The organism is Hydrogenophaga sp. (genome assembly GCF_019635465.1).
Classification (GTDB): domain Bacteria; phylum Pseudomonadota; class Gammaproteobacteria; order Burkholderiales; family Burkholderiaceae_C; genus Hydrogenophaga.
Genome location: NZ_JAHBZK010000011.1, coordinates 114,917 through 141,895 on the forward strand (window position 1 = coordinate 114,917; position 26,979 = coordinate 141,895).

24 protein-coding genes and 1 tRNA gene are annotated in these 26,979 nt (G+C 66.4%); 12 read left to right on the forward strand and 13 right to left on the reverse strand.

The features are described from left to right. Window positions 1-29: 29 nt before the first annotated feature. The 7 genes from KF871_RS11860 to KF871_RS11890 are packed head-to-tail and all read left to right on the forward strand — an operon-like array spanning window position 30 to window position 9,275. Entirely contained in the window at window positions 30-2,117 is a 2,088-nt protein-coding gene (locus KF871_RS11860; RefSeq protein WP_291142460.1) for a 3-hydroxyacyl-CoA dehydrogenase NAD-binding domain-containing protein, read from the forward strand. Between the two features lie 26 nt (window positions 2,118-2,143). After that, window positions 2,144-3,322, forward strand: a complete 1,179-nt coding sequence (locus KF871_RS11865; protein WP_291142462.1) for an acetyl-CoA C-acyltransferase — start codon at window positions 2,144-2,146, stop codon at window positions 3,320-3,322. Window positions 3,323-3,333: 11 nt separating this feature from the next. After that, the gene (locus KF871_RS11870) at window positions 3,334-4,107 is read left to right on the forward strand and encodes an SDR family oxidoreductase (protein ID WP_291142464.1); all 774 of its coding nucleotides are present in this window, start codon (window positions 3,334-3,336) and stop codon (window positions 4,105-4,107) included. 28 nt (window positions 4,108-4,135) lie between these two features. Next, a complete protein-coding gene (locus KF871_RS11875; protein ID WP_291142466.1) occupies window positions 4,136-5,206 on the forward strand; it encodes a phosphotransferase in 1,071 nt (356 codons plus the stop codon). A 30-nt stretch (window positions 5,207-5,236) separates the two neighbouring features. After that, window positions 5,237-6,463: an acyl-CoA dehydrogenase family protein gene (locus tag KF871_RS11880; RefSeq protein ID WP_291142469.1), complete on the forward strand. Its 1,227-nt coding sequence runs from the start codon at window positions 5,237-5,239 to the stop codon at window positions 6,461-6,463. Continuing rightward, window positions 6,460-8,163, forward strand: a complete 1,704-nt coding sequence (locus tag KF871_RS11885) for a long-chain fatty acid--CoA ligase (protein WP_291142471.1) — start codon at window positions 6,460-6,462, stop codon at window positions 8,161-8,163. The genes KF871_RS11880 and KF871_RS11885 overlap by 4 nt, the downstream gene beginning before the upstream one ends. Further along, complete coding sequence (locus KF871_RS11890; protein ID WP_291142473.1) at window positions 8,160-9,275, forward strand: Zn-dependent alcohol dehydrogenase; 1,116 nt, start codon at window positions 8,160-8,162, stop codon at window positions 9,273-9,275. The genes KF871_RS11885 and KF871_RS11890 overlap by 4 nt, the downstream gene beginning before the upstream one ends. A 73-nt stretch (window positions 9,276-9,348) precedes the next feature. On the opposite strand, the gene KF871_RS11895 is transcribed toward KF871_RS11890, so the two are convergent. The 12 genes from KF871_RS11895 to cysS form a co-directional block, all read right to left on the reverse strand. Continuing rightward, window positions 9,349-10,206: an SMP-30/gluconolactonase/LRE family protein gene (locus KF871_RS11895; RefSeq protein ID WP_291142475.1), complete on the reverse strand. Its 858-nt coding sequence runs from the start codon at window positions 10,204-10,206 to the stop codon at window positions 9,349-9,351. 47 nt (window positions 10,207-10,253) lie between these two features. After that, window positions 10,254-11,420: an ABC transporter substrate-binding protein gene (locus KF871_RS11900; protein ID WP_291142478.1), complete on the reverse strand. Its 1,167-nt coding sequence runs from the start codon at window positions 11,418-11,420 to the stop codon at window positions 10,254-10,256. Window positions 11,421-11,487: 67 nt separating this feature from the next. After that, window positions 11,488-12,195 (reverse strand): ABC transporter ATP-binding protein, encoded by a 708-nt coding sequence (locus KF871_RS11905; RefSeq protein ID WP_291142481.1) that lies wholly within the window; start codon window positions 12,193-12,195, stop codon window positions 11,488-11,490. Next, entirely contained in the window at window positions 12,182-12,946 is a 765-nt protein-coding gene (locus tag KF871_RS11910) for an ABC transporter ATP-binding protein (RefSeq protein ID WP_291142483.1), read from the reverse strand. The genes KF871_RS11905 and KF871_RS11910 overlap by 14 nt, the downstream gene beginning before the upstream one ends. 4 nt (window positions 12,947-12,950) lie before the next feature. Next, the gene (locus tag KF871_RS11915) at window positions 12,951-13,922 is read right to left on the reverse strand and encodes a branched-chain amino acid ABC transporter permease (RefSeq protein WP_291142485.1); all 972 of its coding nucleotides are present in this window, start codon (window positions 13,920-13,922) and stop codon (window positions 12,951-12,953) included. Window position 13,923: 1 nt separating this feature from the next. Continuing rightward, on the reverse strand, window positions 13,924-14,784 hold the full coding sequence (locus KF871_RS11920; protein WP_291142490.1) for a branched-chain amino acid ABC transporter permease: 861 nt from the start codon (window positions 14,782-14,784) through the stop codon (window positions 13,924-13,926). Between the two features lie 461 nt (window positions 14,785-15,245). Then, window positions 15,246-15,338 (reverse strand) — tRNA-Ser (locus KF871_RS11925). A 46-nt stretch (window positions 15,339-15,384) separates the two neighbouring features. Further along, entirely contained in the window at window positions 15,385-16,665 is a 1,281-nt protein-coding gene (locus KF871_RS11930; RefSeq protein WP_291142493.1) for an aspartate kinase, read from the reverse strand. A gap of 88 nt (window positions 16,666-16,753) precedes the next feature. Continuing rightward, a complete protein-coding gene (gene tilS / locus KF871_RS11935) occupies window positions 16,754-17,638 on the reverse strand; it encodes a tRNA lysidine(34) synthetase TilS (protein WP_291142496.1) in 885 nt (294 codons plus the stop codon). 82 nt (window positions 17,639-17,720) lie between these two features. Continuing rightward, window positions 17,721-18,707 (reverse strand): acetyl-CoA carboxylase carboxyltransferase subunit alpha, encoded by a 987-nt coding sequence (locus KF871_RS11940; protein ID WP_291142498.1) that lies wholly within the window; start codon window positions 18,705-18,707, stop codon window positions 17,721-17,723. Between the two features lie 22 nt (window positions 18,708-18,729). Beyond that, window positions 18,730-19,383 (reverse strand): DNA-3-methyladenine glycosylase 2 family protein, encoded by a 654-nt coding sequence (locus KF871_RS11945; RefSeq protein ID WP_291142501.1) that lies wholly within the window; start codon window positions 19,381-19,383, stop codon window positions 18,730-18,732. Continuing rightward, entirely contained in the window at window positions 19,383-20,765 is a 1,383-nt protein-coding gene (cysS, locus tag KF871_RS11950) for a cysteine--tRNA ligase (protein WP_291142503.1), read from the reverse strand. The genes KF871_RS11945 and cysS overlap by 1 nt, the downstream gene beginning before the upstream one ends. 220 nt (window positions 20,766-20,985) lie before the next feature. Between cysS and KF871_RS11955 the strand changes: the two genes are divergently transcribed. The 5 genes from KF871_RS11955 to KF871_RS11975 all read left to right on the forward strand — a co-directional run bounded on the left by KF871_RS11955 (window position 20,986) and on the right by KF871_RS11975 (window position 24,350). Continuing rightward, complete coding sequence (locus KF871_RS11955; protein ID WP_291142506.1) at window positions 20,986-21,558, forward strand: tetratricopeptide repeat protein; 573 nt, start codon at window positions 20,986-20,988, stop codon at window positions 21,556-21,558. 10 nt (window positions 21,559-21,568) lie between these two features. Then, on the forward strand, window positions 21,569-22,135 hold the full coding sequence (locus KF871_RS11960; protein WP_291142508.1) for a peptidylprolyl isomerase: 567 nt from the start codon (window positions 21,569-21,571) through the stop codon (window positions 22,133-22,135). Window positions 22,136-22,137: 2 nt separating this feature from the next. Continuing rightward, complete coding sequence (locus KF871_RS11965; RefSeq protein ID WP_291142511.1) at window positions 22,138-22,644, forward strand: peptidylprolyl isomerase; 507 nt, start codon at window positions 22,138-22,140, stop codon at window positions 22,642-22,644. 63 nt (window positions 22,645-22,707) lie between these two features. Then, on the forward strand, window positions 22,708-23,499 hold the full coding sequence (locus KF871_RS11970) for a UDP-2,3-diacylglucosamine diphosphatase (RefSeq protein WP_291142514.1): 792 nt from the start codon (window positions 22,708-22,710) through the stop codon (window positions 23,497-23,499). Next, the gene (locus KF871_RS11975; protein ID WP_291142517.1) at window positions 23,496-24,350 is read left to right on the forward strand and encodes a zinc-dependent peptidase; all 855 of its coding nucleotides are present in this window, start codon (window positions 23,496-23,498) and stop codon (window positions 24,348-24,350) included. Before KF871_RS11970 ends, KF871_RS11975 begins: the two co-directional genes overlap by 4 nt. Here the strand turns inward: KF871_RS11975 and KF871_RS11980 are convergent. After that, complete coding sequence (locus tag KF871_RS11980; RefSeq protein WP_291142519.1) at window positions 24,336-26,954, reverse strand: DUF349 domain-containing protein; 2,619 nt, start codon at window positions 26,952-26,954, stop codon at window positions 24,336-24,338. The two genes, KF871_RS11975 and KF871_RS11980, sit on opposite strands and share 15 nt — an antisense overlap. Window positions 26,955-26,979 lie beyond the last annotated feature (25 nt).

The following is a 26,979-nucleotide window of genomic DNA, read 5'->3' on the forward strand; positions in this document are numbered from 1 at the left end:
GCCAGCGACCCCACAAGTGGAGACTCCCCATGCATCCGGTGGCCCTCACCACGCAAGGCCAAGTGGCCGTGCTCACCTTTCAGAACCCGCCGGTCAACGGCTTGGGCCATGCGCTTCGCGCGGGCATCCTGTCGGCCCTGGATCGCGCACTGGCCGATCCGGCCATAGCCGCCATCGTTTTGACCGGCGGCGAGTCGCTCTTCTCCGGAGGAGCTGATGTGCGCGAGTTCGGCACACCGAAGTCGTCGATGTCGCCCAACCTGCCGGACGTGATCCGCGCCCTGGACGACGCCCATAAGCCCGTTATTGCAGCCATCGCAGGGCACGCCCTGGGCGGCGGTCTGGAGCTCGCGCTCGGCTGCCACTACCGGGTGGCGCGAAAGGACGCCACGCTCGGCCTGCCCGAGGTCAAGCTCGGCCTGCTGCCGGGTGCCGGGGGCACTCAACGCCTGCCGCGAGCGATCGGTGTGGAGGCCGCACTGAACATGATCGTCTCGGGCGCACCGCAAAAGGCCGCTGCCTTTGCCGGCACCACCCTGGTCGACGAGGTGGTGGAAGCAGATGTGGTGGCCGCTGCAATCGCCTTTGCCGCCCGGGCCGCCACCGAGCGAATGCCCCTGCGCCGCCTGCGCGACATCAAACTGCCCAGCGCCGGCACCGACGCCTTTCTGCAGTTCGCACGCACCAGCGTCAAGGCGGCCGCCAAGGGCTTGCCGGCGCCACTGGCCTGCGTGGAAGCCGTGGCCGACAGCGTGACCCAACCCTTCGACGAAGGCCTGCGCCGCGAACGCGCGGCCTTCTTTGCGCTTATGAACACACCCGAATCGCGCGCAGCACGCCATGTGTTCGCGGCCGAGCGCGCCGCGGGCAAACTGCCCGATGTGCCGAGCGACACGCCGTTGCGACCGATCCAGCGGGTCGGGGTGATCGGCGCCGGCACCATGGGCGGCGGCATCACCATGAACTTCCTGAACGTCGGCATCCCGGTGGTGCTGCTCGAATCCAGCCAGGAAGCCCTCGAGCGCGGGCTGGCGACCATCCGGCGCAACTACGATAACAGCGCGCGCCGCGGCAAGCTCACCGCCGACCAGGTCGCGCAGCGCCTGGCCTTGATTTCGCCCACGCTGAGCTACGACGCGTTCAAGGATGTCGACCTTGTGATCGAGGCCGTGTTCGAACAGATGGACGTGAAGGAATCGGTGTTCCGCCAACTCGATGCGGTGTGCAAGCCCGGAGCCATCCTGGCCTCGAACACCTCGTACCTGGACATCAACCGCATTGCCGGCTTCACCTCGCGGCCGCAGGATGTGCTCGGCCTGCACTTCTTCAGCCCGGCCAACGTCATGCGACTGCTCGAGATCGTGCGCGGTGAGCAGACCGCCAAAGATGTGATGGCCACCGCGCTGGCCTTGGGCAAAAAGATTCGCAAGGTCTCGGTGGTCTCGGGTGTGTGCGACGGCTTCATCGGTAACCGCATGGTGGCACGCTACGGCGCCGCCGCGAACGCGCTGATCGTGGCGGGCGCCTCACCGCAGCAAATCGACAAGGCGCTGGAGCGCTTCGGCTTTGCCATGGGTCCGTTTCGCATGGGCGACCTGGCGGGGCTGGACATCGGCTGGGCCACGCGCAAGCGCCGCGCTGCCGAAGCGGGCGTGCCGCACGAGCCGACCGTTGCCGACAAATTGTGCGAGCTGGGCCGCTTTGGCCAGAAGACCGGCGCCGGCTGGTACCGCTACGAGCCCAGCGCGCGCGACGCCCTGCCCGACCCCGTTGTGGAACAACTGGTCAACGAGTACCGCGCGGCCAAGGGCGTGACCCCGCGCAAAGTGAGCGATGAAGAGGTGGTGCAACGATGCGTGTTCGCGCTGGTCAACGAAGCGGCGCGCATTCTGGAAGAAGGCATCGCGGTGCGCGCCTCCGACGTCGATCTGGTCTACCTCAATGGCTACGGCTTCCCTGCCCATCGCGGTGGGCCCATGTGCTATGCGAACGAGGTCGGCCTGTTCAACGTGGTGCGTGCCCTGCGTGGTTTCGCCAGCGAACCGGGCGCGTTCGATTGGTGGCAACCCGCTCCCCTGCTGCGCAAGCTGGCCGAAGAGGGTCAGCGCTTCGCCTGAACACAAGAACACCGAGGAGCCATTTCATGATCGACGCCGTCATCGTCTCCACCGCGCGCACCGGGCTGGCCAAGAGCTGGAAGGGTGCCTTCAACATGACCTATGGCGCCACGTTGGGTGGCCACGCGGTGCAACACGCGGTGCAGCGCGCCGGCGTGGACCCGGGCGAGATCGAGGACTGCATCATGGGCGGCACTTTCGGCGAAGGCACCACCGGCGGCAACATCGCGCGCGCGATCGCCCTGCGCGCGGGCCTTCCTGTCACGGTGGCAGGCATGACGGTCAACCGCTTTTGCTCGTCGGGCCTGCAGACCATCGCCATGGCCGCCCAGCGCGTGATGCTCGAAGGTGCGCCCGCCATCGTGGCCGGGGGGGTCGAGAGCATCAGCTGCGTGCAAAACGAGGCCAACACCCACATGCGTCGTGACCCCTGGTTGGTGGAGCACAAACCCGAGCTGTACTGGAGCATGCTGCAGACGGCCGAGACCGTGGCCCAGCGCTACGGCATCAGCAAGCTCGCGCAGGACGAGTACGGCGTGCGCAGTCAGCAGCGCGCCGCCGCGGCGCAGGCAGCCGGTCGCTTCAAGGACGAGATCGTGCCCATGACCACCACCATGGGCGTGGTGGACAAGGCCAGCGGACGGGTCACCACCCAAGCGGTGACCATCGACAGCGACGAAGGCATCCGACCCGACACCACGCTGGCGGGGGTACAGAAGATTCGCGCTGCCCTGCCCGGTGGCGTGGTCACCGCGGGCAACGCCAGCCAGTTCTCTGACGGGGCATCGGCCTGTGTCGTCATGAACGGCAAGCGCGCCGAGCAACTGGGCCTGCAGCCGCTGGGCATCTTTCGCGGCTTCGCCGTCGCCGGTTGTGAGCCCGACGAGATGGGCATCGGGCCGGTGTTCGCGGTGCCGCGCCTGCTGCAGCGCGCCGGCCTCAAGGTCGACGACATCGGCTTGTGGGAACTCAACGAGGCCTTTGCCTGCCAGGTGATCTACAGCCGCGACAGGCTGGGCATTCCCGATGAACTGCTCAACGTCAACGGCGGCGCCATCGCGGTGGGTCACCCCTATGGCGTCAGCGGTGCGCGCCTGACCGGCCACGCGCTGATCGAAGGCAAGCGGCGCGGCGCGAAGTACGTCGTGGTGACCATGTGCATCGGTGGCGGCCAGGGTGCCGCCGGGCTGTTCGAAGTCTGCTGAAGGAGACGCCCATGAGCGTGAAGCAACTGTTTCAACTGGACGGCCAGGTGGCCCTGGTCACCGGAGGCTCGCGGGGGCTGGGCCTGCAGATGGCCCAGGCCCTGGGCGAGATGGGCTGCAAGGTCGCCATCAGCGCGCGCAAGGCCGACGAGCTGGCCGAGGCCAGGCAGCACCTGCAGGCGCTCGGCATCACGGTGCAGACCGTGGTGAGCGACCTGCAAAAGACCGACCGCGTACCGGCCCTGGTCGACGAAGTCGTCAGCGGGCTCGGGCCCATCGACATCCTGGTCAACAACGCTGGCGCGACCTGGGGCGCACCCGCCGAGGACTACCCCGACGAGGCCTGGCACAAGGTGATGAACCTCAACATCAATGCGCCCTTCTTCCTCTCGCGCGAGGTGGGTCGGCGCTGCATGATCCCGCGCCAGCACGGCAAGATCATCACCATCGCCTCGGTGGCCGGCCTCAAGGGCATGGGGCCGGGCGTGCACACCGTGGCCTACAACACCTCCAAGGCGGCGGCCATCAATTTCACGCGTGCGCTGGCCAGCGAATGGGGGCGCTACAACATCAACGTCAACGCCATATGCCCGGGCTTCTTCCCCTCGAAGATGTCCGAAGGCCTGCTCGAGAAAATCGGCGACGCGGTGACGGCGCGCACGCCGCTCAAGCGTCTCGGCGGCGACGAGGACCTGATGGGCACGGTGGTGTTCCTGGCCAGCGAGGCCTCGCGTCACATCACCGGGCAATACATCGCGGTCGATGGGGGCTCGTCCGCCATCTGACGCGAATGCTTGCCGCAGACCCGATCGCATGAGCGACCCGCAGGCCCTTTTCACCGGCACTCAGCCGGTGGCACCGGCGCACCAGTTCGACGAAGACCGCCTGGCGGTCTGGCTGCAACAGCATGTCGCCGCCTTCGACGGTCCGCTGTCGGTGGCGCAATTCAAGGGGGGGCAATCCAACCCGACCTTTCTGCTGCAGGCCGGGGAGCGGCGCTACGTGCTGCGGCGCAAACCCATGGGCGAGTTGCTGCCGTCGGCGCATGCGGTTGACCGCGAATTCCGCGTGATCCGCGCCCTGGCGAACACCGAGGTGCCGGTGGCCACCGCGCACGCGCTGTGCGAGGACCCAAGGGTCATCGGTTCGGCCTTCTACGTGATGGACCACGTCAGCGGCCGCATCTTCTGGGACCCCACCCTGCCCGGCGAAACGCCGGACGCGCGCGCCGCCATCTACGACGAACTCAACCGCGTGCTGGCCGCCCTGCACCGGGTGAACCCGGCCGCGGTTGGACTGGCCGACTTCGGGCGCCCCGGCGCCTACCTGCAGCGCCAGGTGGCGCGCTGGACGCGCCAGTACAAGGCCGCGCAGACCGAGACCATCGATGCCGTCGAGCGCTTGATCGACTGGCTGCCACAGCACATGCCGCCCGAGGGTGAGACCCGCATCGTGCATGGCGACTACCGCATCGACAACGTGATCTTCCACCCCAGCGAGCCGCGCATCCTCGCGGTCCTCGACTGGGAGCTGGCCACGCTGGGTGATCCCCTCGTCGACTTCGCGTACCACGCCCTGACCTGGCGCATGCCGCAGGGCTCTCGCGGCCTGGCGGGCGTGAACACCGCCGCACTGGGCATCCCGGGTGAGGCGCGCTACCTGGCGAGCTACCTGATGCGCACCGAGCGCAAGCAGCCCGTGCCCGGTCGCGACTGGGCCTACTACCTGGTGTTCAACATGTTTCGACTGGTCGGCATCCTGCAAGGCATTGCCCACCGCGCACAGCTGGGCAATGCGTCCAATGCCACGGCCGTGCAGACCGGTCGTCGCGCGCGCCCACTGGCCGAGCAGGCCTGGGCGCTGGCGCAGTCGATCAATCACTGACGTTCCCTCTCGATCCCACACGGAGACCCCATGGATTTCGACCATTCCCCCAAGGTCAAGGACCTGCAAGCGCGCGTGCGCGCCTTCATGAACGAACACATCGTGCCGGCCGAGCCCGTGTTTGAAGCGCAGATGAAAGCGTTTCGTGCGGCCGGCAATCCCTGGCAGGAGCCACCGGTGATGGAAGCGCTCAAGCACAAGGCCAAGGCGGCCGGGTTGTGGAACCTGTTCCTGCCGGACTCGCCGCTGGGCGCGGGCCTGAGCAATCTGGAGTACGCCCCACTGGCGGAAATCATGGGTCGTTCGCCGATCGGCTCGGAGCCCTTCAATTGCTCGGCCCCCGACACCGGCAACATGGAAACCATCGTGCGCTACGGCACGCCCGAGCAGCAGGCGCGCTGGTTGCCGCCCTTGCTCGACGGCAGCATTCGCTCGGCCTTTGCCATGACCGAACCCGCGGTGGCCTCCAGCGACGCGACCAACATCGAGGCGCGCATCCAGCGCGACGGCGACCACTACCGAATCAATGGCCGCAAGTGGTGGACCAGTGGCGCCAACGACCCGCGCTGCAAGCTGCTCATCTTCATGGGCAAGACCGACCCCGAGGCGCCCAGGCATTCGCAGCAGTCCATGATCCTGGTGCCGATGGACACCCCGGGCGTCGAGGTGCTGCGCTCGCTGCCGGTGTTTGGTTACGACGACGCGCCACACGGTCACGCCGAAGTGCAGTTCACCGACGTGCGCGTACCGCTCGAAAACATCCTGCTGGGCGAAGGCCGTGGCTTCGAGATCGCCCAGGGCCGCCTGGGCCCGGGACGCATCCACCACTGCATGCGCGTGATTGGCCGCGCCGAGCGTGCACTGGAGGCCATGTGCCAACGCGCCAACCAGCGCACCGCGTTTGGCCGCAAACTTGCCGACCAGGGCGTGACCCGCGAGCGCATCGCGCAGTCGCGCATCCTGATCGATCAGGCGCGCTTTCTGGTGTTGCACGCGGCCTGGAAGATGGACAAGGTCGGCAACAAGGCTGCCAGGCAGGAGATCGCCATGATCAAGGTGGCGGCGCCCTCAATGGCGCTGCTGGTCATCGACTGGGCCATGCAGGTGCATGGTGGCGCCGGCGTCAGCGACGACTTCGGACTGGCGCGCGCCTACGCGTCCACCCGCACGCTGCGCTTTGCCGACGGCCCCGACGAAGTGCACCGCAACGCCATCGCCAAGGAAGAAATCGCCCGCGTGCTGGCGCCATCGTCATGAACACCGCTCCTCATCACAGTCACTGGCCCGCCGGGCTGCCCCACCACCTGACGCTTCCCGAGACCAGCCTGTGGTTCAACGCCGAGGTCTCGGCACGGCGCTACCCCGACAAGCCCTACATCGTCTACTACGACACACCGCTGAGCTTCGGGCAGTTTCGCGATCAGGCCGAGTGCCTGGCTGGCCACTTGCAGCAAGTGTGCGGCGTGAAGGCCGGCGACCGCGTACTGCTGTACCTGCAGAACAGCCCGCAATGGGTGATCGGCTACTACGCCATCCTGCGTGCCAACGCGGTGGTGGTGCCGGTCAACCCGATGAACATGACCGAGGAACTGGCGCACTACGTGGCCGACAGCGGCGCCAGCGTCGCCATCACCGCGCAAGACCTGCTGCCCCAGTTGCTGCCGCTGCACCGCGGCCATGGCGGCAGCAGCGACCGAACGCTGGTCCACGTGGTGGTGGCCACCTACAGCGACTACCTGCAGGGCGAGTCGACGCTGCGCCTGCCCCCGTTTGTGACGGCGCCCCGTCAGCCTGTCGAGGGCGACGGCCTGCACGCCTGGAGCGACGTGCTGGCCGCGCGCCCGGTGCCCGAGCACCACACCGTCGGCCCAGACGACCTGTGCGTGATGCCCTACACCTCGGGCACCACCGGCCACCCCAAGGGCTGCATGCACACACACCGCAGCGTGCAATGCACCGCCATTGGTGGCATGCAGTGGTTTGCGCGCAGCCAGGACGCGGTGATGCTGTCTGTACTGCCCTTCTTTCACGTCACCGGCATGGCTGGCGGCATGAACGGACCGCTGTATCTGGGCGCCACCATCGTGGTCATGTCGCGCTGGGACCGTGAGACCGCCGCCGAGCTGATGCAACGCCACGGCGTGACCAGTTGGCAAGCGATCAGCACCATGGTGGTGGACTTTCTGGCCAATCCGCGAATTGGCGAGTACGACCTGTCCCGGCTGGTGGGCATCCGTGGCGGAGGCGCTGCCATGCCGGCCGCCGTGGCGCACAAGCTCAAGCAGTTGCTGGGCCTGGACTATGTCGAAGGTTATGGCATGTCAGAGACCATGGCCGCCACCCACATCAACCCGCCGCAGCGCCCCAAGCCGCAATGCCTGGGGATTCCAGTGTTCGACGTTGATGCCCGCGTCATCGATCCGCAGACCCTGCAGGAATTGCCAGCGGGCGAGACCGGCGAGATCGTGGTGCACGCGCCGCAGGTGATGCAGGGCTACTGGCGCAACGACGCGGCCACGGCCGAGGCCTTCATCGACCTGGCGGGCCGGCGGTTCTTGCGCACCGGCGATCTGGCGCGCATCGACGAAGACGGCTATTTCTTCATGATGGATCGGCTCAAGCGCATGATCAACGCCAGCGGCTACAAGGTCTGGCCGGCCGAGGTCGAGACGCTCATGTACCAGCACCCGGCCATTCTGGAAGTCTGCGTGATCGGCGCGCTCGATGCCAAGCGAGGTGAAACCGTCAAAGCGGTGGTGGTGCTCAAGCCCGAGCAAAAGGGACAAGTCAGCGAGGGCGACATCATCGAATGGTCGCACCAGCACATGGCCGCTTACAAAAGCCCACGCATCGTCGAGTTCACCAACGCACTGCCCAAATCCGGCACCGGCAAGATCATGTGGCGCCACCTGCAGGAGCAGCAGAGCCGGATCGACAGCGAAGGGGTGCGTGCATGAGCGAGAAGCGCAAGGCGCGGGCCGTCCTGGCGCGTGCGCACGGTGCGCCGGTCACCGTCGAGGACGTGTGGGTCGACCCACCGCGTACAGGCGAGGTCATGCTGCAGATGTCGGCGTGCGGCGTGTGCCACAGCGACCTGTCGGCCGCGCAAGGGATCATTCCGCTGCCGCCACCGGTGGTGCTTGGTCACGAGGGTGCAGGCACGGTGATCGCCGTGGGCGACGGCGTGCATCAACTGGCCGTGGGCGACCGCGTGGTGACCTCCTTCGTCAGCATGTGCGGCCATTGCCGCTACTGCAGCACCGGTCGGCCCCAGTTGTGCGATCAGGCGGTCAAGGCCACGTACACCTTGCCCGACGGCACGACACGTCTGCACGACATGGCGGGCAATCCGCTCAACATTTTCTCGGGCTGCGGCGTCATGGCCGACATGGCCACGCTGCACCAGGACAACGTGGTGAAAATCGAACAGGCGGTTTCCATGGAATGCTGCGCCCTGGTCAGTTGCGGTGTCATGACCGGCGTTGGCGCGGTGGTCAACGCAGCGCGTGTGCAACCCGGGTCGACCGCCGTGGTATTCGGCGCCGGCGGTGTCGGCCTCAACGCCATCCAGGGCTGTCACATCGCGGGTGCGGCCATGATCGTGGCAGTCGATCGCGCTGACAGCAAGCTCGAGCTGGCGCGCCTGTTCGGTGCCACGCACACCGTCAACGCCAGCCACGACGACAACCTCGTCAAGACGCTGCGCAAGCTCACCGGGGGCGGCGCCGACTATGCGTTCGAATGCGTCGGGCTTGGCGAGGTCGTGGCACAGGCCTACGGCTGCCTGCGCAAAGGCGGCACCGCCGTGGCGGTGGGTGTGGCCAGCGTCAAGGACACCACCACCCTCAAGACACTCACACTCTCTCTCGAAGAGAAAACACTGACGGGCTGCTACTACGGTTCGGGTCGCCCGCGTGAAGACTTTCCGCGCCTGATCGCCCTCTACCGGGCGGGCCGCCTCAAGCTCGACGAACTCATCACACACCGCTACCGCATCGACGAGGCACCCCAGGCCTTTGCCGATCTGTCCGCCGGGCGCAATGCGCGCGGCATGATCGTCTTTGACTAGGGCCTGTTCACACTGTTTTTCCAAGTGCGAACGGGGTGAAAACAGCGGCTCGCGTCGTCTGCGCAGGCGACCTTCAGGGCAGGCCAGCGTGGGGCACGTCGACCCGCAAGGTCTGGATACGCCCTTCCCGGCGTGCACCTTGCACCGGCCCGATGCCTGGCGCGGTGCAGACAAACAAGGTGCGGCCATCGTGCCCACCGAGCATGCAGGCATAGCTGTTGTGCGCGCCGCTGGACACCCTGCGCACAATTTCGCCGCCCGGCGCGACCCTGAGCACCTGCTGCCCGCGCGCGTCCGCCACCCAGATGGCCCCCTCGGCATCAAGACACAGGCCGTCGACGAACACACCGGGCAGATCCGCCCAGATGCGCCGCCGCAACAAGGCTCCGGAGGGTGCAATGTCAAAGGCGCTGAGCCGGTGCACGTGGGTCTCGGCCACAATGAGCGTGCCGCCATCGGGTGTGATGGCCATGCCGTTGGGAAACACCATGTCATCGGCCACCACGTGCACACTGGCATCGGGGTCCACGCGCAGCAGGCGGGTTGGCCGCAGCGGTTCGCCCGCATAGAGATCGAACCCGAAATTGCCCACATAGGCCCGCCCTTGCGCGTCGACCACCATGTCGTTGCAATGGCCGCCAGTCAGCGGTGTCAGGTCGACCAGGGTCTGCAGTTGGCCGTCGCGCTGAATGAGCAGGCGCCGGTCCTGCATCGAGACCACCAACAAGTGGCCATCGGGGCGCCACCCCAGTCCACTGGGATGGGCTGGCACTTCACATTCCGCGCGCAGGTCTCCCTGCTCACTGGCAGAGAAGACCTTGGCATGGAAGAAGTCGGAGAACCACAAGCGACCGTCGCGCCAGCGCGGCGCTTCGGCGAAGCACAACCCGTCGATCAGGGGTGTGAGCGCCGAAGCAGGTGCTTTGCTCATCGCCGAATGCAGCGATCAGGTCGCCCAATCGAGGAGTGGCTGGCCCGTCAGTTGAAGCTGGCCAGCGTGACTTCCTTGATCTTGCCGTTCTCGACCACGGCCACGCGGGTCTTGGCCGTCGAGCCGCCACGCGCATCCACCCCGTCCAGGTTGTGCGGATTCTGGCTGCCCTTGAGGTTCTTGAAGGCCTTGTCGAGATTGGCGCGAATGGCCATTGCATCGGTCGTCGTGCCAGCGAGCTTCATGGCTTCGGCGGTGGCGAGCATCGCGGTGTAGTTCAGTGACATTTCCGAGGCCGGATCGCGGCCCGGATAGGCCTTGAGCCAGGTGCCTACAAAGGCCTTGGCGCCGGCAGTGCCGTCGTCGATCAGCGGAAGCACGCCGATGGCACCTTCGAGCATGGCGTAGTTGCCACCCAGGATGGGTTTCATCTGGTCCATCTTGGCCTGGTCGATGATGATGAAGCCGCCTTTGAAGCCCAGTTCACGGGCCTGCTTGACCACCAGCGCCGTGGGCTCGGACGCGCCGCCGATGAACAGCACATCAGGCTTGGCCGCGAGTACCTTGCTCACGCCACTGTAAAAGTCGGTGGCGCGGTTGTAGCTCATGGGGTTTTCGGCCACGACTTCGCCACCGGCGGCCGTCCAAGCCGGCACGAACGCCTTGGTCCAGGCCTTGGCGTAGTCGTGGTCGGCGTTGGCGATCGCAACCTTCTTGCCGAACGCGGACATGGCGTGCTTGACGAAGGCCGGAATGTACGAGGTGAACTCGGGCGGAATGCGCAGCGTCAGCGGGTTGCCGCGCTCGGTGATCTGCGGCACGCTGGTGTACGACAGCAGCAAGGTCTTGGTCGCAACGTTTTTGGTCTGGATGGCGAAGCCGCCACCCGAATGTGGGCACATCACGACCGGGGTCTTGTGCTCCTGCACCAGGCGCTGGAAGTTGATGCCGGTCTCGGCCGGGTTGTACTTGTCGTCGAGCGCCACCACTTCAAAGCGAACTTTCTTGCCCGCTACCTCGAAGCCCGAGGCATTGAGTTCGTCAACGGCAAACGACAGGCCGTCGAGCGTGTTCTTGCCGTACTGCGCGGCGCCGCCGCTCAGCGGGCCGGAGTAGCCGATCTTCACAACTTCCTGTGCCTGCGCAGGCGACCAGGCAAAGAGGCCTGCCACGGCTACAGCGCCGGCGATCTGGGTGAACTGCCTTCTGATCATGAGTGTCTCCTGGGGGTGGGTGAAAAGAAATCGAGCGGGGCTCGTGGGGAAAAGCGATGGAGGTGACTCAGGCGCCGATGTAGGCCTTGCGCACCGCTTCGTTGTTCATGAGGCTGTCGCGATCGCCCTCGAGCACGATGCGACCGCGCTCGATGACGTAGGCGCGACTGGCAATCTTGAGCGCCGCATAGGCGTTCTGCTCGGCCAGCAATACCGTGGTGCCGGCCTTGTTGATGCCCCGCACCACCTCGAACACCTGTTTGACAACCAGGGGGGCAAGGCCCAGCGAGGGCTCGTCGAGCAACAGCAGTCGCGGTCGCCCCATGAGGGCTCGGCCGATGGCCACCATCTGTTGCTGACCGCCGCTGAGCGAACCCGCCGCGTCATGGCGCTTCTCGGCCAGGATCGGAAACAGCGAGAACACTTCCTCAAGACGGCGCTGGTTCTCCGCCTTGTCGCGGTGATGCACATAGGCGCCAAGCATCAGGTTCTTGAGCACCGACATCTGCAGGAACAGCTTGCGCCCTTCAGGGCACTGCACCACGCCCTGGCGCACCACCTGCGAGGGCTTCATGCCTTTGAGCGCGGTGCCACTCAGGGCGATGTCGCCGCCCGAGATCGGCGTCAGGCCGGAGAGCGCACGAAAGATCGAGCTCTTGCCTGCACCATTGGCACCCAGCAGCACCACCAGTTCACCGGCCTCGACGTGCAGGTTGACGTTCTCGAGCGCACGAAACGCGCCATAGTGGAGCGAGACATCCTTAAATGTCAGCATGGTCGCTCCCCAGGTAGGCGTCGATCACGGCCGGGTTGGCCTTGACCTCGGCGGGCGTGCCCTCGGCGATCTTCTCGCCGTAGCTGAGCACGAGGATCTTGTCGGCCAGGCTCATGATCATGTCCATCTTGTGTTCGATCAGGCAGACCGTCAGCCCACTCTTGACCATCTTGCGGATCAGCTCCGCCAGGCCCACCGTCTCCTCCGGGTTGACGCCGCCCGCAGGCTCGTCGAGCAGCACCAGGCGCGGCTCGGTCGCCAGCGCCAACGCAAAGGCCACGCGCTTGCGCTCCTCCTGCGAGATGTCGCCAGCCAGCCTGTGCTCCAGACGGGACAAGCCCACAAAGTCCAGCGCGCTGCGGGCCTTCTCGCGGCAAATACGCTCTTCCTCGCGCAGGCGCGACGAGCCGAACAACACGTCGAGCAGACCCGAGCGCGTACGCAGGCGGTGACCAACGATGAGGTTGTCGAGCACGCTGGCGTTGTCGAACAACGTGGTGGACTGGAAGGTGCGCGCCACGCCCAGACGGGCGACCGAATCGGTGCGCAAGGCGGTGATGTCGCGACCGTCGTAAGTGATCGTGCCCGAGGTGGGTCGGTGCACACCGCTGATGAGGTTGAAGAAGGTCGTCTTGCCCGCGCCGTTGGGACCGATGATGGCGTTGATCTTGCCCTCGTCGACCGTCGTCGACACGTTGTTGACGGCCGCGTTGCCGCCGAACTTCTTGGTCAGGTTCTCTATCTTGAGCATGGGGTCACTCCTGCTTTGAACTGGCGCGCGCAGCGGCCTTGCGGGCGCGCCAGCCCAGCCAGGAGCCCACCACGCCATGCGGCAGGTAGATCACCAGCAGGATCAGGATGGGACCGAAGATGACGAAGCGGTACTCTTGCAGGAACTGCAGGTACTGCGTCATCCAGGGCACCGAGAGTGAGCCGAGCAAGGGACCGATCAAGGTGCCCAGGCCGCCGACGAGCATGTACATCGTCATGTCGAAGGTGTGGTGCACGCCGGCCAGATCGGGCCCGAGAAAGCGCACGAAGCCGGCATACAGCGCACCGGCCCAACCCGCGTACAGCACCGAGATGAGAAAGGCCTGCAGCTTGTTGCGCATGAGGTTGATGCCCAGCGCCTCGGCGAGGTCATCGCCATTTCGGATCGCCATGAAGGTGCGCCCGAGCAGCGAATTGACGATCCGCCGCATGACCCAGATGCCCAGCACGAGGAAGAAGAACATCAGGTAGTACTGCGCCCGCGGCGACTCGAAGGCGAAGTCGCCGATGGGCTCGGGCGCCGGGATGCCAATGATGCCCACCGGGCCGTGGGTGAGGTCGTCCCACTTCTCGATCACCAAAAAGATGATGTAGCCCACACACAGCGTGAAGATCGAAAAGTAGTGGCCCTTCAGCCGCAAGGACACCCAGCCCAACGGCAAGCCGATGGCCACGGTGACCACGCCGGCGATGACAAAGGACAGCCAGTAGGAATAGCCATGGTCCACCGTCAGGATGCCCACGGTGTAAGCCCCGATCGCCATGAATCCGGCGTGAGCAAGGTTGAACTGGCCTGTGTACCCCACGATCAGGTTGAGGCCGAGTGTGGCAATCGCGAACAGGTAGGCCGTCGACATCACCGTGAGGTGGTAGTCATTGCCAGCGACGAAGGGAAACACCAGTCCGGCCAGCAGCAGCAGGGCCCAGCCCATGGGGCCGTGAAGTCGTTCCAGCATCTCAGTGCGCTCCCTTGAAGATGCCTTGCGGACGGAACGACAGGATCACCACCAGCGCCACGAAGGCAATGATGTCTTTGTAGTGATCGGAGACATAGAAGGCGCCGAACGACTCGGCAAAGCCGATGATCACGCCACCAACGATGGCGCCAGGCACGCTGCCCATGCCACCCAGGATGATGATCACGAAGGCCTTGGTGATCACCAGATTGCCCATGGCCGGATAGACGAGGTTGATCGGCGCGTACAGCGTGGCCGCGAAGGCGGCCAGCACGCCCGAGACCGCAAAGGTCAGCATCGCAACACGGTTGGCGTCGATACCCACCAACGAAGCGCCTTCGCGGTTCTGTGCCATGGCAATGATGGTCGAGCCCATCACGGTGCGTGTGAGGAACAGGTGCAAAGCCAGCATCAGCGAAAACGCCGCACCGATGATCAGCAGACGCTGTACCGGAGCGGTCACACCGCCCAGATCAAGGATCCCGGTGTACGGCGTGGGCATGCGCAGAAAGTCGGGACCCCACACCACCTGCGCGCCCGCCTCGAGAAAGAGCAGCAGGCCGATGGCGGCAATCATCGGATGCAGACCGGTCTCATTGCGCAGCGGATGAAACACCAACCGCTCAGCCACGGCCGCAAGGACAGCCACCACCACGGCCGCACCGAGCATGGCCAACCAGTAGCCCAGCCCCAGTTTGGTCATCAGCGTGTAGGCGATGAACGCCCCCACCATGTAGAAGGCGCCGTGCGCGAAGTTGGGCACATGCAGGATGCCGTAGACCAGGGTCAGCCCCAGCGCCACAAGGCTGTAGATGCCCCCGAGCGTCAGCCCGTTGAGCACCTGCTGAAAGAAGATTTCCACGTTGAATGAACTCTCAGGTGTGGTTGATGCCGCTCGATTCGTCGTCACAATCGAATCGGTTTTGGCACTATATCCTGCACAGTGGAACTGCAATCAACGGGGAAACCCTGAACCTTTGACCACCAGGAGCTCACTTTTCATAGTGAAAATCTCGAGAGGCCGATAGAACCAAAGCACGTTGCCAGAGCGATTGCAAAATGGCAAAGCACCACGGTGTGCTGCACTGCGGTTCAGCGGCCGTAAATGCTCAGTGCAGCAGTGCAATGGCGTGGGACGCCCACGGGCGCCTTGCCCGGAACGACAGGCGTCGCGTCCTGGTAGCCTGAGGTTCGGCTGAGGGGATCACATGCGCGCGGTGGCCGTGCGCGCCAATAGCTCGGTCGACGAGCCAAACAAAAAGCCCCGTGGAGCGGGGCTTTCAGAAAATCAAACCAGTGCGGTACTGGTCTGCCAATCATCACTGGCGGAGTGAGAGGGATTCGAACCCTCGATGAGGCTCTACACCCCATACTCCCTTAGCAGGGGAGCACCTTCGGCCACTCGGTCATCACTCCGCGAAGGCCCGCATTATGCCCTAAAGGGCACGGGCTTCGCGCCCGTTCAACTGCTGAGTTCGTCAGCGCTCTTGTCGAGGTCGAATTCGCGGTGCAGCGCGCGCACGGCGAGCTCCATGTACTTCTCGTCGATCACGACCGAGGTCTTGATTTCGGAGGTCGAGATCATCTGGATGTTGATGGCCTCGGTGCTCAGGCAGCGGAACATGCGACTGGCCACGCCCACGTGGCTGCGCATGCCGATGCCCACGATGCTGACCTTGCAGATGCGGTTGTCGCCGACCACATCGGCCGCGCCCAGCGTGGGCACCACCTGCGCCTTGAGCAGATCGAGGGTCTTCTGGTAGTCGTTGCGGTGCACCGTGAAGCTGAAGTCGGTCTTGCCGTCCTTGCTCAAGTTCTGAATGATCACGTCGACCTCGATGTTCGCATCGGCAACAGCACCCAGAATGCCGGCTGCGATGCCGGGCTTGTCGGGCACGCCGAGCACCGAGACCTTGGCCTCGTCGCGGTTGAACGCAATGCCGGAAACGACGGCTTGTTCCATGTCTTCGTCTTCCTCAAAAGTGATCAGGGTGCCCGACGCCGCTTCTTCGGCCAGGTCGATGTCCCAGGGCGTGAAGCTTGAGAGCACGCGCAGCGGCACGCGGTATTTGCCCGCGAACTCGACCGAGCGGATCTGCAGCACCTTGGAACCCATGCTGGCCATCTCCAGCATCTCTTCGAAGCTCACGCGCAGCAAGCGGCGCGCCTCGGGCACGACGCGCGGGTCGGTGGTGTAGACACCATCGACGTCGGTATAAATGAGGCACTCGTCGGCCTTGAGTGCCGCCGCCACGGCCACGGCCGAGGTGTCGCTGCCGCCACGGCCAAGCGTGGTGATGTTGCCGCCCGGCTCGATACCCTGGAAGCCGGTGACGATGACCACCTTGCCCGCCGCCAGATCGGCGCGGATGCGCGCATCGTCGATCGATTCGATGCGTGCCTTGGTATAGGCGTCATTGGTTTTGATCGGCACCTGCCAGCCTGCGTAGCTGACGGCCTGCATGCCCTCGGCCTGCAGCGCAATGGCCAGCAGGGCCGATGAGGCCTGCTCGCCGGTAGCGGCCAGCATGTCGAGTTCGCGGTAGTAGGGGTCGCCCGGCTTCGCAGGGGCCACTTCCTTGGCCAGGCCCAGCAGGCGGTTGGTTTCACCGCTCATGGCACTGGGCACCACCACCATCTGGTGGCCGGCCTTGTGCCATTTGGCGACGCGACGGGCAACGTTGCGGATGCGTTCGGTCGACCCCATGGAGGTGCCGCCGTACTTGTGAACGATCAAGGCCATTGGTTTGGAGGGATGTCGCAGCGCTCGCCGCTGCGGGGCGCGCCAACGGGCCGTCGAAGACGCTCTCGGGCCGGGCAAAACCGCGGGATTATACCGACGGGGTATAGGCCAGCCGGTCTTGCGCCCTCACCACGAAGCCATTGGCCACCTTGATGTGAATGCGGTGACCGCGTGTGCGACAGGCATCGATCTGGTCGAGCAACTCGTCGAGCTGCGCCGCGCTGGCGGCCACACCCTCGTCGCTGCGCAGCCAATGCCGCAGTGCGTTGGCCTGGCGATCGCGCGACAGACCCTGCAATGCAGCCAGCGTGGGCGGATGCCCGATCGACGCCAGATCGGCCGTCGCCAACTCGTCCAGCAAACGCTGCGCCTGCGCGGCATGGCCGGCGGTTCGGCTCAAAGCCTCCCGATAACCCTCGAACGCGCCGGCCCAGGCCGGTGCCAACTGGTGGCGAATCCGGCTGCGCGTGAAGCGCGTGTCCTGATTGCTCGGGTCGTCAACGTAGTGCTCTCCCTGGCGCTGCAACCAGGCGCGAAGGTCTGCCGACGCAATGCCCAGCCAGGGTCGACCAAAGTGCACGCCCTCACGGGAAAAGGCATCGGGCATGGCAGCCAGACCCGGCAGCCCCGCGCCACGAGACAGCGCCAGCAGCACCGTCTCCGCCTGGTCGTCCAAGTGCTGCCCCAGCAGCACCCAACTTGCGCCTGATGCCTGCGCCAAAGCGGCCAGCGCCCGGTAGCGCGCCTGGCGCGCGGCGTCCTCCGGGCTCTGCCCAGCCGCGCCATGCGCGTTCACGCGTTGCGAGACCAGCGCTATGCCATGGCGGGCGCACGTCGCACGGGCAGTGGCTTCGAAGGCATCCGCCGCTGCTTGCAGCCCGTGATGTACGTGCAAGGCCAGCACGCGCTCGCCCCATTGCGCGTGCGCGGCCAGCAACAAGGCGGTGGAATCGGCGCCGGCGCTGAAGGCCACGCCGATGCGTGTGGGAAGGTCCTGGCCCCAGTGCCGTGCGGCCCAGGCCGACAGCGCAACGGCGCCGGGATGGGCCCCTGGCTCAGCGCTTTTCGCGCGGCTCGGCTTTGGTGTCGGTGAAGCGGCCATAGCCATCGAGGCGACCGTGGCGGCGCTCGATGAGCTCCTTCACCTTGAGGTCGGCGACCTGGCGGTAGGCATCGGCCAGCGCGCGCTTGAGAAAGGCCGCCATCTGCTTGTGGTCGCGGTGCGCGCCACCTACCGGCTCGTTGACAATCTTGTCCACCAGGCCCAGGGCCTTGAGGCGGTGAGCGGTGATGCCCAGAGCTTCCGCCGCATCGCTGGCGCGCTCGCTGGTCTTCCACAGAATCGACGCGCAACCTTCGGGGCTGATCACCGAATACACCGAGTACTGCAGCATCAGCACCTGATCGGCCACCGCAATGGCCAGCGCGCCGCCCGAGCCCCCTTCACCAATGATGGTGGAGATGATGGGCACTTCCAGCTGCGCCATCTCGAAGATGTTGCGGCCGATGGCTTCGGACTGGCCGCGCTCTTCGGCGTCGATGCCCGGGTAAGCGCCGGGCGTGTCGACAAAGGTGAACACCGGCAGCTTGAACTTCTCGGCCAGCTTCATCAGACGCAAGGCCTTGCGGTAGCCCTCGGGCTTGGTCATGCCGAAGTTGCGCAGGCCGCGCTCCTTGGTGTCGCGCCCTTTCTGGTGGCCAATGACCATGCAGGGCTGACCATTAAAACGCGCCAGGCCGGCAACGATGGACAGGTCGTCGGAAAAATGGCGATCGCCGTGCAGTTCAACGAAGTGCGTGAAGATCTCGCGCACGTAGTCGAGCGTGTACGGCCGGTCGGCGTGGCGCGCGATCTTGGTGATCTGCCACGGCGACAGGTTGCTGTAGATGTCTTTGGTGAGCTGCAGACTCTTGGTGGCCAGCTTGTCGATCTCTTCAGAGATATCGACCGCGGACTCGGTCTGCACGTAACGCAGTTCCTCGATCTTGGATTCGAGCTCGGCGATGGGCTGCTCGAAGTCGAGAAAATTCTTCTTGGCCAATTCAGGCTCCTTTCCAGGCGGCTCAATAGCTCACGGGGAGCGGATCAAGCGATCGCCAAATATACCAAGTGGCCACGCTGCAGTACGGTGCCCACGACGCCGCAACTTCGCGGATCTCGCTGCGGCTGACCGGCTCGCCCGAAAAGTAGGCCTGGCTGATGCCGTTCTGAAGGCCGATGTCATCGAGCGGCAGCACGTTGGGACGCATCAGGTGAAAGATGAGGAACATCTCGGCCGTCCAGCGACCAATGCCGCGAATGGCCACCAGCTGCGCAATGATGGCCTCGTCGTCCATTGCGCGCCAGGCCTCGACCTGCACGCGCTTGTCGGCGAAGTGCAGCGCCAGGTCCACCAGGTACTCGACCTTGCGCGCCGACAGCCCGGCGGCGCGCATGTCGTCCACCTTGAGCTTGAGCACCTGGGCCGGCGTCAGACGGCGCGACAACGCGGCAAAGCGGTCCCACACCGATTGCGCGGCCTTCACCGAAATCTGCTGGCCCACGATGCTGCGCGCCAGGGTGATGAAGGCATCGCCACGCGACTGCAGGCAGGCACCGGGGTGCTGCGGAATGATCTTCTTGAGCACGCGGTCGCGCTTCATGAGGTGGCGACAGGCGTCGGCCCAGTACTCGGGCGCTTCCGGGCCAAAGGCCGGCAAGGGGGCAGCGGTGGCCATCAGGCACGCTCCCAGGTGGTGCCGGTGGGGCTGTCCTTGAGCACGATGCCCTGATCGAGCAAGGCCTTGCGGATGCGGTCGGCTTCGGCGAAGTCTTTGGCCTGCTTGGCGGCCACCCGCGCAGCGATCTGCGCAGCGATGGCCGATTCATCGAGCGCGTCGGCCGCACCGCCGCCCTGCAGGTAAGCCAGTGCATCGGCCTGCAGCAAGCCCAGCACACCACCGAGGGCGCGCATCATGCCCGCCAGGCGCGCATCCTTGCTGCGATTGAGCTCGCTGGCCAGATCGAACAGCACGGCCAGCGCCACCGGCGTGTTGAAGTCATCGTCCATGGCCGCCTTGAAGCGCGCAGCGAAGGGGTCTGCCCAATCGATGGCGACGGCTTCGCCCGGCACCTGCGACAAAGCGGTGTACAGCCGCTTGAGCGCCGCCCGCGCGTCGTCGAGATGGGCGTCGCTGTGGTTGAGCGGGCTGCGGTAGTGGGCGCGCAGCATGAAGAAGCGCACCGTCTCGGCGTCGAACTTCTGCAGCACCTCGCGGATGGTGAAGAAGTTGCCCAGGCTCTTGGACATCTTCTCGTTGTCGACGTTGACGAAGCCGTTGTGCATCCACACATTGGCCAGCGGCACGCCATTGGCGCCTTCGCTCTGCGCGATTTCGTTTTCGTGGTGCGGGAACTGCAGGTCGGCGCCGCCGCCGTGGATGTCGAAGGTTTCGCCCAGCAGTGAGCAGGCCATGGCCGAGCACTCGATATGCCAGCCCGGGCGTCCGCGGCCATAGGCCGAGTCCCATTGCGCATCCGCCGGCTCTTGCGGCTTGGCGGCTTTCCAGAGCACGAAGTCCAGCGGGTCTTCCTTGCCCTGCGCCACGGCCACGCGCTCGCCGGCCTGCAGTTCGTCGAGGGTCTTGCCCGACAGCTTGCCGTAGCCGGGAAAGCGCCGCACCGCAAAGTTCACATCGCCATCGCCACTGCGATAGGCCAGGCCCTTGCCTTCGAGCTTGCGCACGATGTCGAGCATCTGCGGCACGTAGTCAGTGGCACGCGGGTCGTGCGTGGGCCGCGCGATGCCGAGCGCGTCGAAGTCGGCGTACATCGCATCGATCATGCGGTTGGTGAGCGTGCGCACAGGTTCACCGTTCTCCAGCGCGCGGCGGATGATCTTGTCGTCGATGTCGGTGATGTTGCGAACGAAGGTCACGCGGTAGCCGCTGGCTTCAAGCCAGCGCCGCGCCAAGTCGAAGGCGATGTTCGAGCGGGCATGGCCCACGTGGCACAGGTCATAGACCGTGATGCCGCAAACGTACATGCGCACGTGTCCGGGCTCGATGGGCGCAAAAGGCTCGAGCCGACGCGTCAGGGTGTTGTGGATATGCAGGGTCATCGAAGGCGCAGGGCGATGCCGGTGCCGATCGCCTCCGACCACGCCAGCCAGCGCGGCTCCCGACGGGTCCGGCGCCCCGCAGGCACGGTCTGGTGCGACCGGCTGGCCGGTACCCCTCAGATACAATGCGCGCCAGTATATCGACGCCCAACGCGCGCCGGCGCGTGCGCCGGGGCCATTGGTCGGGCCCCGAGCCCTCCATCGCTGCCGACGAGGTTTCATGTCCCTACGAGCGTCATCGCCGCTGCGCGGCGCCACCGCCCTGCCCCTGCTGTTTGCCCGCCTCATGGCCATCGCACTGGTGGTCGTTTGTGCGTCGGCCAATGCACAAACCACGCCTGCGCCCTACGATGCCGTGGGCCGACTCACCCGCGCCGGCCAGTTCGACGACGCCATCCGCCAGGCGCAGCAGTACGTCGACCAGCACCCACGCGATCCGCAGATGCGCTTCCTGCTCGGCGTGGCGCAGAACGAAAAAGGCGACGTGGCCGCTGCGCGCGACACCTTCACCCGCCTGACGCAGGAATTCCCCGAGCTCCCCGAGCCGCACAACAACCTGGCCGTGCTTCACGCCGCGGCCGGTCGCTACGACGAAGCCCGCGTGGCGCTCGAAGCCGCCATCCGCGCCAACCCGAGCTACGCCGTGGCGCTGGAGAACCTGGGCGACGTCTACGCCCGGCTGGCGCAGCGCAGCTGGCTTCGCGCGCAGCAAATCGACAACGGGAACCCCAGGCTCGCCCCCAAACTCAAGGCAGTGCAAGGCCTGCTGGTTGCGCCCGCCACCCCCAACTGAGACAGACACCATGACACTGCCCCGTCGCGCGCTGCTGGCGCTGATCACCACCGTGGCCATCAGCGCCCATGCCCAGGCACCCAACCCACGCGTGAAGCTCAGCACCTCGCAGGGCGACATCGTGGTCGAGCTCGACCCCGCCAAGGCACCCAAGACGGTCGAGAATTTTCTGCAGTACGTTGCCGAGCACCACTACGACGGCACCGTCTTTCACCGCGTGATCGGCACCTTCATGATCCAGGGCGGCGGCTTCACCGCCGACATGCAGCAAAAGCCCACGCGCGCACCCATCCCGATCGAATCGCGCAACGGCCTGCTCAACAACCGCGGCACGATCGCGATGGCCCGCACGTCCAACCCGAACTCGGCCACGTCGCAGTTCTTCATCAACGTGGTCGACAACGCGGGGCTCAACGCGCCCTCGCCCGATGGCTACGGCTACACCGTCTTTGGCAAGGTTGTCGCTGGCATGGACGTGGTCGACAAGATCCGCGACGTCCCCACCGGCAACCGCGGCATGTTCCAGAACGTGCCCACCACGCCCGTCACCATCCTCAAAGCCAGCCTGGAGAAATGAACATGGCCAATCCCCAAGTCGAACTGCACATCGCCGGTCTGGGCGTCATCACGCTCGAACTCGACGCCGACAAGGCACCCAAGTCCACCGCCAACTTCCTGGCGTACGTCGCCAAGGGGCATTACGACAACACCGTGTTCCACCGCGTGATCCCGGGCTTCATGATCCAGGGCGGCGGTTTCGAGCCCGGCATGAACCAAAAGCCCACCGACGCCCCGATCGACAACGAGGCCAACAACGGCCTGAAGAACGACGTCTACACCATTGCCATGGCCCGCACGAGCGACCCGCACTCGGCCACCGCGCAGTTCTTCATCAACGTCACCAACAACGGCTTCCTCAATCACACCGCGCCCAGCGCACAGGGCTGGGGCTATGCGGTGTTCGGCAAGGTGGTCTCGGGCAGCGAGATCGTCAAGCAGATCGAAGGCGTGCCCACCGGCCGCAAGGGCTTCCACGACGACGTACCCAAGACCGACGTGGTCATTGAAAAGGCCGTCGCGAAATAAGGAAACACCCCGCCGCGCTGCGCGGCGCCGCCCGGCGGGGACACCTCGATCGATGCGCCACCCATGAATGCCCCCATCGCGGAACTGGTTGCGCCGCCCCACTGGCGTTCGGTCGATCTGATCTCCGACCTGCACCTGCACGCCAGCGACGCCGCCACCCACGCCCTGTGGCGGCGCTATCTCACCACCCCGCCATTGGCCGATGCGCTGTTCATCCTCGGCGACCTGTTCGAGGTCTGGGTGGGCGATGACGTGCTCGACTGCGCCGACACACCCGAGCGGGCGTTCGTTCGCGATTGCATCGATACGCTGCGCCAGCGCGCAAGCCATTCACCGGTGTACTTTCTGGCCGGCAACCGCGACTTCCTGTTGGGCAAGCGCGCGCTGGCCGAGAGCGGCATGCAAGGCCTGGGCGATCCCTTGCTGCTCAGCCTGGGCGCGTCGCGCTGGCTGCTCAGCCATGGCGATGCGCTGTGCCTGGACGACACCGACTACCAGGCCTTTCGAGCCCAGGTGCGTGGCCCCGAATGGCAGGCCGACTTTCTGGCCCGCCCGTTGAGCGAACGCGAGGCCATCGCCGCGGCGCTGCGTGCGCGCAGCGAGGCGCGCAAGCGCGAGATCGGCCACGACCCCAGCCTGTGGGCGGATGTCGACGACAACGCCGCACGCACGGACTTGCGCGCGGCCTCGGCGACCACGCTGATACACGGGCACACCCACCGCCCGGGCGATCACGACCTGGGCGATGGCCTGCGCCGCCTTGTCCTGAGCGACTGGGACGCCAACGCCCGGCCGGTGCGGGCCGAGGTGCTGCGCCTGACGGCCAGCGGCGTGCAGCGCGTACCGCTCGCATGAGCTGGTGGTCGTCGCTGCGGCGGCAATGGCGCCGCCCTGCCCCGGTACCCGACGCCCTCTGGCGCTCGACACTGGCCACACTGCCTTTTCTGGCGACCCTCTCGAACGCCGAATCGGTGCGGCTGCGACACCTGTGCGAGCACTTTCTCCTCGAGAAGGAATTCACCGGCGCCAACGGGCTCACGGTCACCGACGCGATGGCCGTGTCCATCGCGGCGCAAGCCTGTCGCCCACTGCTGCACATGCACGGTCCGGACGGCCATCCGGTGCGTCGCAGCGCCGATCTGCTCGACTGGTACGACGACTTCGTCGGCATCGTGATGCAGCCTGGGGCGGTGCTGGCCCGGCGCGAGGTGCGCGACGCGGCCGGTGTGGTGCACCACTACACCGAGGCGCTGGCGGGCGAATCCATGGACGGTGGCCCGCTGATGCTGAGCTGGGCCGATGTGGCGCAGGCGGGCGAGCGCGCCACCATCGGCCACAACGTGGTCATCCATGAGTTCGCGCACAAGATGGACATGCGCGAACTCAGCCCGGGTGAGCGGCCCATGGGCGCGCCGGTGCTGCCCGACAACTTTCTGGGCATGGCCGATCGCCGACAGGCCGCCGAGCACTGGCACCGGACCATGGGCGAGGCCTACGCCGCGTTTCGTGAGGCGGTCTCGATGAGCGAGCGCTTCGGTGCCGAAGCGCCCTGGCTCGACGACTATGCCGCCACCGATCCGGCCGAGTTTTTTGCAGTGACCTGCGAGGCCTACTTCGTCAACCGCGAGCGCTTCGGGCTGGAGTTCCCGACGCTGCTCGCGCTCTACGGCGGCTTCTTCAACGCGTCTGCTTCAGCGCTTCAATAGCGCCTTGAGCACGTTCTGCAGGCGGCGCGCACTGCGCTCGTCGTGCGACGAGGCCAGCACGCGCGCCACGTCCTGCGGCCAGGTTTCTGCCGGCGCAGCATCGTGACGTCGGGTCAACAGCTGCAACTGCAGCATGCGGCGCTCGCTCAGTTGCTCGGCCGGCGTGGGCACATCGGCTGCGATCTCCAGGCGCAACAGGGCGTCGCCCGATGCGGGTGTGGATTGACCCAGTGCCGCCGCCCAGGCGCCGCGTTGCGATGCGTTCACCCGCGCGCCCAACGCCTGTGAGGCGGGCAGCTTCTCGGCGTCGCGCGACTGCCAGGCGTCCACGATCTGTGACAGCACCTCGCCGTGGGCCTGCTCGGCCAGACGCTTGAGGCTGCTCTGGGCAGCGTCCATGGCCTGGCGCTGCGCGCGAAAGGCCGCATCGCCCAGGCGCGGGCCACGAGGGGCGCGGTCGTCGCGCGCACCGCGGCCAAAGCGGCCACCATCGCGTGCGTCGCCACGCCCACCGCGACCATCTCTGCCGTCCCTGCCATCGCGGCGACCATCGCGCCCGGCAGGTGCCACCTCGGCGCGCTTCTGGCCGGGGCGGTCGTCGCCACGCATGGCCACCAGCTTGCGCGGCGCAGCGGGCGCTGCCGGCTTGGCTTCGCCTTCGGCTGGAGCCTCGGCGTCAGCCGACACCGGTGCTGCGGGTGCGCCTGGCGCCGGGGCCGCCGGTGCTGCGCGGCTTGCTTCGTCCAGCGCCTTCATCGCTGCCTGGATGCGCGATGCGTCGCCCGACTGGCTTGCGGCCTCCAGCTCGCGAGCGGCCTCCAGCACGCGTTGATCGTGCGCGCTCAGCGCACTGGCCTGCTGTTGGCGAACCTGCGTCTTGCGCGCAAACGCGGCGTCGATCGGCGCACGGAAGGCCTCCCAGAGCTTCTGCTCGTGCTTGCGGTCCAGCGGCACAGCGTGCGCCTCGGCCTGCCAGCGCTGCTGCAGGGCTTTCACTGCGTCCAGGCGCAAAGGCTCCGCCTGCGACAGCGCCACCGCCTCGTCGATCAGCGCCTTGCGGCGCGCGGTGCTTTCGGCCTGTGCGGCTTCCAGGCGGGCGTGGGCCAGGTGCATGGCCTCTTTCCACTGTGGCTGGATATCGGCGAAGGCTTTTTCACTCAGATGGCCCGCCTGGCGCCACCGCTCGGAGAACCCGTGCAGTTCGCGCAACTGCTGCTTCCAGTCGTCGCGCTCGGCGTTGGCTGTGATCCAGGCCTTGAGTTCGTCGATCAAGGCGGTGCGCTGCGCGCGCGTCGCTTCGGACTGCTGCCGCACCTGCGTCAGCCAGGCCTCGACCTGCTTGTGCGCTTCGGTACAGGCCTCGTCAAAGCGCTTCCACAGGGCGTGGTTGGGCGCGCCACCCTGATCGGTGGTCTTCCACTGCTCACGCAGCTGGCGGATGGCCTCTTGCAGCTTGCGCCCCGACGGCCGCTGACCTTCGGGCGCGGTGTTGAGGGCCTCGGCCTTGGCCACCAGCTCTTCGCGCAACTGATCGGCGCGCCAGCGTTGCCAGCCTTCCAGCTCACCCGCCTGGGCCAGCGCGGCCTGCGCGCGCGACTCCAGCGCGCCCGCAACCAGGCGGCCGTGCTTCTTGAGCAGTTGCCGCAATTCGTTGGCCACTTTGGGCGTGACTTTGCCGTGGCCTTGCGCCACTTCGGCTTCAAGGGCCGCCACCGCGGCTTCCACTTCGGTATGCGCACGTTCGCGCCGCTCGGCCTGGGCTGGTGCGTCCGCCGCGGCGTCGGCCGCGGACGGCTCGCCACGGGCCACCCGCAACTCGTCAGCCCACACCGGCACGGCAGGCAGGGGAGCGGCCGGGTCGGCGTCGGCCGCCACGGCCTGGGCCAACGCGGCGGCAAAGGCGTCCCACACCAGTTGCAGTTGCTGACGCGATGCATCGACCATGGGCGGGAACTTGGCGTCCACGCTGCCCCATTGGGTGTCCTGCGTCAGGCCATCGACCTGCTGCTGCCACTGCGCCACATCCGCCTTGAGCGCATCGGCGGTGTGTTGGGCATCGCGCCAGGGTTTGGTGGACAGCACCTCGATGCGCTGCGCAATCAGCACCGCGGCTTCGCGCTCGACCTGCACCGCGTGCTGCAGGTCCTCGATCGACTTGATGCGATCGGCCAGTTGCTGACGCAGCGTGGCCAGCGGCTCACGCGAGAGCGGCGCGCCCGCGCGGGCAGCGTCGCGCTGCCAGGCCAGTGCGTCGCCCAGGTTCAGGCGCGCGGCATCCAGCAGGGCCTGCGCCTTGGCGCTCCATTCTTCAGCGGCATTGGCCTGCGCCTTCTGGCGCTTGAGCTCGTCGAGCTTTTCCTTCAGTGGCTTGGCCGCGCCGCGGTCGCGGTGGCTCAGGTCCTTGAACACTTCGTTCATCTGCTCGACCGTGGGCTCGGTGTCCAGCCAGGCGCGCAAACGCTCGGTGCGTTCGCCAGAGGTGGCGGCCGAGAAGACGCCACCAGTGAGGGCGTCCAGGGGATGGGCAGGGGCAGACTTCGGCGGAATGGGGGTGTTCACAGCGGGCTCGGTGACAGGCTTCTGACGCAGGGAAAACAGCGACATGTGGTGGGTAGATGGGTCTTGGGGA

Bases quoted from the DNA above. Each gene is read 5' to 3' on its own strand.
- KF871_RS11880 (WP_291142469.1), top strand. From the start codon at position 5,237: ATGGATTTCGACCATTCCCCCAAGGTCAAGGACCTGCAAGCGCGCGTG.
- KF871_RS11955 (WP_291142506.1), top strand. From the start codon at position 20,986: ATGTCCCTACGAGCGTCATCGCCGCTGCGCGGCGCCACCGCCCTGCCC.
- KF871_RS11865 (WP_291142462.1), top strand. From the start codon at position 2,144: ATGATCGACGCCGTCATCGTCTCCACCGCGCGCACCGGGCTGGCCAAG.
- KF871_RS11895 (WP_291142475.1), bottom strand. From the start codon at position 10,206: ATGAGCAAAGCACCTGCTTCGGCGCTCACACCCCTGATCGACGGGTTG.
- KF871_RS11885 (WP_291142471.1), top strand. From the start codon at position 6,460: ATGAACACCGCTCCTCATCACAGTCACTGGCCCGCCGGGCTGCCCCAC.
- KF871_RS11870 (WP_291142464.1), top strand. From the start codon at position 3,334: ATGAGCGTGAAGCAACTGTTTCAACTGGACGGCCAGGTGGCCCTGGTC.
- KF871_RS11930 (WP_291142493.1), bottom strand. From the start codon at position 16,665: ATGGCCTTGATCGTTCACAAGTACGGCGGCACCTCCATGGGGTCGACC.
- KF871_RS11910 (WP_291142483.1), bottom strand. From the start codon at position 12,946: ATGCTCAAGATAGAGAACCTGACCAAGAAGTTCGGCGGCAACGCGGCC.
- KF871_RS11905 (WP_291142481.1), bottom strand. From the start codon at position 12,195: ATGCTGACATTTAAGGATGTCTCGCTCCACTATGGCGCGTTTCGTGCG.
- KF871_RS11965 (WP_291142511.1), top strand. From the start codon at position 22,138: ATGGCCAATCCCCAAGTCGAACTGCACATCGCCGGTCTGGGCGTCATC.
- KF871_RS11890 (WP_291142473.1), top strand. From the start codon at position 8,160: ATGAGCGAGAAGCGCAAGGCGCGGGCCGTCCTGGCGCGTGCGCACGGT.
- KF871_RS11960 (WP_291142508.1), top strand. From the start codon at position 21,569: ATGACACTGCCCCGTCGCGCGCTGCTGGCGCTGATCACCACCGTGGCC.
- KF871_RS11875 (WP_291142466.1), top strand. From the start codon at position 4,136: ATGAGCGACCCGCAGGCCCTTTTCACCGGCACTCAGCCGGTGGCACCG.
- KF871_RS11975 (WP_291142517.1), top strand. From the start codon at position 23,496: ATGAGCTGGTGGTCGTCGCTGCGGCGGCAATGGCGCCGCCCTGCCCCG.
- KF871_RS11970 (WP_291142514.1), top strand. From the start codon at position 22,708: ATGAATGCCCCCATCGCGGAACTGGTTGCGCCGCCCCACTGGCGTTCG.
- cysS (WP_291142503.1), bottom strand. From the start codon at position 20,765: ATGACCCTGCATATCCACAACACCCTGACGCGTCGGCTCGAGCCTTTT.
- KF871_RS11945 (WP_291142501.1), bottom strand. From the start codon at position 19,383: ATGGCCACCGCTGCCCCCTTGCCGGCCTTTGGCCCGGAAGCGCCCGAG.
- KF871_RS11860 (WP_291142460.1), top strand. From the start codon at position 30: ATGCATCCGGTGGCCCTCACCACGCAAGGCCAAGTGGCCGTGCTCACC.
- KF871_RS11980 (WP_291142519.1), bottom strand. From the start codon at position 26,954: ATGTCGCTGTTTTCCCTGCGTCAGAAGCCTGTCACCGAGCCCGCTGTG.
- KF871_RS11915 (WP_291142485.1), bottom strand. From the start codon at position 13,922: ATGCTGGAACGACTTCACGGCCCCATGGGCTGGGCCCTGCTGCTGCTG.
- KF871_RS11900 (WP_291142478.1), bottom strand. From the start codon at position 11,420: ATGATCAGAAGGCAGTTCACCCAGATCGCCGGCGCTGTAGCCGTGGCA.